Origin of the sequence: Desulfonatronospira sp. (genome assembly GCA_003563255.1) — a bacterium.
GTDB lineage: Bacteria > Desulfobacterota > Desulfovibrionia > Desulfovibrionales > Desulfonatronovibrionaceae > Desulfonatronospira.
In genome coordinates this window covers 1-4,906 of the sequence record PWSL01000066.1, presented here as the reverse complement: position 1 = coordinate 4,906, position 4,906 = coordinate 1, and the positions used below count along the sequence as shown (strand labels likewise).

Sequence of the window (4,906 nt, the reverse complement as noted above, 5' to 3'; positions counted from 1 at the left end):
TTGCCGATGAAGACAGTGGTCTGCATGCCCACATGGTTGCAGTCCAGGGAATCCAGGGTGCAAAGGCTTACGGATTCTTCGTCGCGGGTGGCGGATGTGACCAGGCCCACCGGTGTTCCGGGGGAGCGGTGCTCCAGGATAAGTTTCCTGGCGGTTTCCAGCTGCCAGTTTCTTTTTTTGCTCCTGGGATTGTAGAAAACAATGACGAAATCCCCCCAGGCTGCAGCCTGGATACGTTTTTCAATGGCTTCCCAGGGAGTCAGAAGATCGCTTAAGCTGATGCAGGCGAAATCGGTCATCAGGGGCGAGCCCAGCAAAGCGCTGCCGGCCCCCAGGGCCGGGACTCCGGGAATGACTTCCAGCTTCAGGCTGTCTTTGCTGTCGCCTATGGGGATGCTGTTTTCCCGGCACATTTCAAATACCAGCCCGGCCAGGGCGTAAATACCCGGATCGCCGCTGCAGACCAGGGCGCATACCGAGCCTTGACGCGCAGCCTGCAGGGCCCTGCGCACCCGGTCCACCTCCTGGCGCATGCCGGTGGAAACGATTTTTTTGTCCTCCACCAGGGGACGCACCAGGTCTATGTATGTAGTATATCCGAACACGGCCTGAGCCTCCTGCAGGGCCTGCTGAGCCGCCGGGGTCATATGGGAGACATGGCCGGGGCCGATGCCTACTATGTACAGGACGCCACGGCCACGGTCACGTTGCCGGACTTGATCTTGGGCACCATCAGGGTCCCTTTGTCCGCTGCCATTATGGCTGCTGCTTCGCATACGCTTTTTACTCCCATGTGTCTTTGCACCATCAGGGAAGGATTGGGTACGTCCGGGACCAGGTCCAGGATGTGCCTGGTGATGCCGATCAAGGGCCTTTGCAGGTGCTTTGACAGCTGCAGTAATCCTGGTTCGCCGGTCTTTTCCCGGATGGTGGCCAGAAGGTTTATGCTTTGAATACTCAAGCGGTTTTTATCAAATGCCGTGTGCAGGACTTCCAGGATTTCCTCAAAGGATGTGGCGCTGTTGCAGCCGACTCCCACATAAAGGTTTCTGGGTCGAAGGACCAGGATGTGCTCCGGGACCGGGGTCATGTCGTGATGCACCATTATCCCCGGATGCCGGGTAAAGAGGGGCTCTGCAAGAGTGTTTGTCCAGGCTCCAGCTTCCTTGTCCAGCCAGCCTCCGGGGTCAAAGCGGTCAACTTGTTCTTTGGCCAGAAAGGCCATGCTCACCTGCTTTACAGCCTGGGGGTTTTCCATGAAGAGATTCCGGTGCCGGGCGGTCTGGTCAATGGCCGGCACCCGGGCATTGTCCGTGGCTGTGGTGATTACCGGGGTCGCCCCCAGTACCCGGGACAGCTGATGGGCCAGGGTGTTGGCTCCGCCCATGTGGCCGGATAAAAGGCTTATGACAAAATTTCCTGAGTCGTCAGCCACCAGTACGGCCGGGTCTGAAAGTTTGGAATTTACATGGGGGGCGATGATCCTGACGGCAATCCCTGCAGCCATGACAAATACATGGGAGCGGTAAAGGCCGAATTTTTCCTCTACTGCCTGCTGCAGGCTCTGAAAAAGTGTAGCCTCTGGGGGCGGGTTTTTTACTTTGTCGCCCAGGTAGACATGCGAACCGGGAAACTGCCTGGCGACTTTGCGGCATATATTTGCGCCCTGACTGGTAACCGCCCAGATGGCCATAAAATTTTGGGGCTGCATGTTAATCTTTTTGCCGGCCTTTACGAAATCCGTGAGTGAACTGCGGGTCATAAAGCCTGGAGGCGGGGCGCTGCGGGCTGTCTTCCAGTGCCGCTCCGATGATGATAAGGGCCTGGCCTTTTATGCCGTGTTCCTGCATCTGCCAGGCCAGGTCAGATACGGTGGTGCGGATTATCTTCTCGTCCGGATGCGAGGCCCGGTGGACTATGGCTGCCCGGGCCCGGGGTCCGTAGGCTTCCTGCAGGATGGGCTGTACCTGTTCAGCCAGGCCTGAGGAAAGATATATGGCCATGGCCGCCTTGTGAGATGCCAGGGATTGCAGGTGCTCGGAATCCGGTACCGGGGTGCGGCCCTGGGCCCGGGTCAGGATCAGGGTCTGGCAGATTTCGGGCAGGGTATACTCTATCTGCAGGGAGGCTGCCGCGGCAAAGGCCGCAGTGACGCCCGGGATGATTTCAAAAGGAACCCGGGCTTTTTCCAAGGCGCTTATCTGTTCGAAAATGGCCCCGTACAGGCTGGGGTCTCCGGAATGCAGGCGTACCACCTGATGACCATTAAAGTGAGCCTGGGTCATGGAGTCAACAATGTCCTCCAGGTGCATGTCTGCGCTGCTGATCCTGCGGGCGTCATGGCCAGCCCAGTGCAGGACTGCGTCAGGCACAAGGGAGCCGGCGTAAATAATCAGGTCGGCCTGCTGCAGGGCCCTGGAGCCCTTGACGGTGATGAGTTCCGGGTCGCCGGGTCCGGCGCCTACGAATTTTATCGGATAATTTGTCATGTACGTATTATGTGTTCCAGTTTAAAAAAATGTTGCTTTTTGTAAAACCACCCCCGGCCCCTCCTTGGCCAAGGAGGGGAGCTGTACCGTGCCCTGGTTGAAAATGAGGGCAGGAGGCAGTTTTTATGTCTTGATTAAACTTTTGTCTTGGAGTTTAAAGATGCAAAGCCGATGCTTTATCGTTGTTCCTCAGTGTTTCTCCACCTGCCCCATGCCCCATGCCCCATGCCCCATGCCCCATGCCCTATGCCCCATGCCCTATGCCCCATGCTCCATGCTCCATGCCCTATGCTCCATGCCCTATGCCTCTTCAACATTTCGGGGCAATGCTGAAAGTACAAACACCGGGTTCTGGGCCTGGAGCCTGACACCTCCGGGCATTTGCCTGCCCCGGCTTATCTGGACCTGGATAACTTCGGTGCTGAAATCCAGGCTGTTTAATGTCTCCACTGCTTTGTGCAGGGTTTCAAAGACCACTAAGTTGAGTATTATGCGTCCGCCGGGCTTAAGGATGCGGGATGTCTGCCGGATGATTTCCGGCAGGTCTTCTCCGCCTCCGCCGATGAACACCCGGTCCGGCGGGGGCAGGTCCTGGATGCCATCCGGCAGATCCATCTGCAGGACCTCTACTCCAGGGGTCTGAAAACGTCTGATGTTTTCCCGGATATGGCTGATGCGCTCCGGGTCTTTTTCCACGGCTACTATGCGTCCCCCGGTGGTGAACATTGCTGCTTCAATGGCCATGGAACCGCTGGCTGAGCCCAGATCCCAGAATACGTGTCCCGGCTCAAGCCCCAGCTTGGCCAGGGATACCGCCCGCACTTCGGACTTGGTGATCATGCCCCGCTGGTGCAGGTAGAAATGATCAGGGGTCCCCAGGGTCAATACCCGGGGCTCTTGAGGTTTTTCAGGGGCTGGAAAAAGGATCAGGGCGTTGGGCTCCATGAATTCTTCGTCTGCAGCCTCTGCCGGTGAAAACCAGCGCACGCGCTCGTCCGGCCTGCCCAGTCTTTCCAGTACGCACATGCTCCAGCCTTTGCTTTTGTTTTGCTCCAGTATTTGGGCCGCCCTGGCTGGAGAGTTTCTGGGATCAGTAAAGACAAAAAGAGGCCGGCCGGAGTCTAAGGCTGCAAGCAGATGGCTGTGGCTGCGGCCGTGCAGGCTGACCCAGGCGGCCTGATCCCAGGGCGTCCTGATGCGGGCGAAGGCCCCGGCCATGACTGAAATATTGGGATGGACCTCCAGGTGGTCAGCTCCCAGGTCCAGGATGAGCCGGCGGCCTATGCCGTAAAATAAGGGATCGCCGCTGGCCAGGACCGCAATCTGCCTGTCCAGCATCCAGTTGCGGATGTCCTGGATCAGGTCTTCTAAGGGGGAGGTGATCCGGCGCTTGATGCCCGGGTGCCCGGGGAACCAGTCCAGCTGTTCCTGTCCGCCCACCAGGACATGGGAATCCTGGATAATCTCTAAGTGCCTGGCGGTGAGGTCTTCGTACCCCAGACCTGTGCCGATTACCTGTACCCCCGGCATGGCAGGCTACCTGATGTATCCCTGCTCCTCCAGAAAGAGAAAGACTTCCTGGGCGGCTTCAGTGGGGGTCAGGTTGGTGGTGTCAATGTTTATTTCCGGGTTCCTGGGGGGCTCATAAGGGTCGTCAATACCGGTCACCCCTTTCATGGCCCCGGACCTGGCCTTGGCATAGATGCCCTTGCGGTCTCTTTGCTCGCAGATATCTAAGGGGGTGGACATGAAAATTTCCACAAAGCCTCCGTAAGGGGTAATCATGTCCCGGGCCAGGCTGCGGGATTCTTCATAAGGGGCAATGGGGGCGCAGATGGCGATGCCCCGGTTCTTGGTGATTTCCGAGGCCACAAAGCCTATGCGCTGAACATTGAGATTGCGGTGGGCCCGGGTAAAGTCCAGTTCGCTGGACAGGTTTTTGCGCACGATGTCTCCATCTAACAGGGTCACCGGACGCTCGCGCATTTCCATGAAGCGCACGTAAAGGACCTTGGCCAGGGTGGACTTGCCGGCCCCGGACAGACCGGTGATAAATACGGTAAAGCCCTGCCGGTGCCGCGGTGGATAGGCTTTTTTTAGCTCCTGGACCACGCCGGGGAATGAAAACCATTCCGGGATTTCCAGGTCGAATTCCAGGCGGCGCTTGAGTTCGGCAGAGGAGATTTCCTTAGTCTTCATCTCCGGCTCCACCTGGCTTACAGGGAAATACTGGGCCTTGTCCTCCACATAGACCATCTGCTGCAGGGGAATCATCTTTATATCAATTTCATCTTCCAGGGACTTTGTCAGTTCCTGGGCGGCACCCTGGGGGTAAAAGCGTTCCCGGGAATCCCCGGCAAATGGGTCGCCGTGGTCCTGACTGATCATGAAATGCGTGCAGCCGTAGTTGCGCCGGA

5 protein-coding genes are annotated in these 4,906 nt (G+C 57.8%); all 5 read right to left on the bottom strand.

Features of this window, described 5'->3' with window-relative positions:
• Nucleotides 1-647, bottom strand: a 647-nt coding sequence (gene cobJ / locus QZP87_RS01980) for a precorrin-3B C(17)-methyltransferase (RefSeq protein ID WP_291321245.1), incomplete at its 3' end; no start/stop codon positions are given.
• Nucleotides 648-676: 29 nt separating this feature from the next.
• Nucleotides 677-1,762, bottom strand: a complete 1,086-nt coding sequence (locus QZP87_RS01975) for a cobalamin biosynthesis protein (RefSeq protein ID WP_291321244.1) — start codon at nt 1,760-1,762, stop codon at nt 677-679.
• Nucleotides 1,713-2,489: a precorrin-4 C(11)-methyltransferase gene (cobM, locus tag QZP87_RS01970; RefSeq protein ID WP_291321243.1), complete on the bottom strand. Its 777-nt coding sequence runs from the start codon at nt 2,487-2,489 to the stop codon at nt 1,713-1,715. The genes QZP87_RS01975 and cobM overlap by 50 nt, the downstream gene beginning before the upstream one ends.
• A gap of 300 nt (nt 2,490-2,789) precedes the next feature.
• Nucleotides 2,790-4,019: a precorrin-6y C5,15-methyltransferase (decarboxylating) subunit CbiE gene (gene cbiE / locus QZP87_RS01965; protein WP_291321242.1), complete on the bottom strand. Its 1,230-nt coding sequence runs from the start codon at nt 4,017-4,019 to the stop codon at nt 2,790-2,792.
• Between the two features lie 6 nt (nt 4,020-4,025).
• Nucleotides 4,026-4,906, bottom strand: an 881-nt coding sequence (gene cysC / locus QZP87_RS01960) for an adenylyl-sulfate kinase (protein WP_291321241.1), incomplete at its 5' end; no start/stop codon positions are given.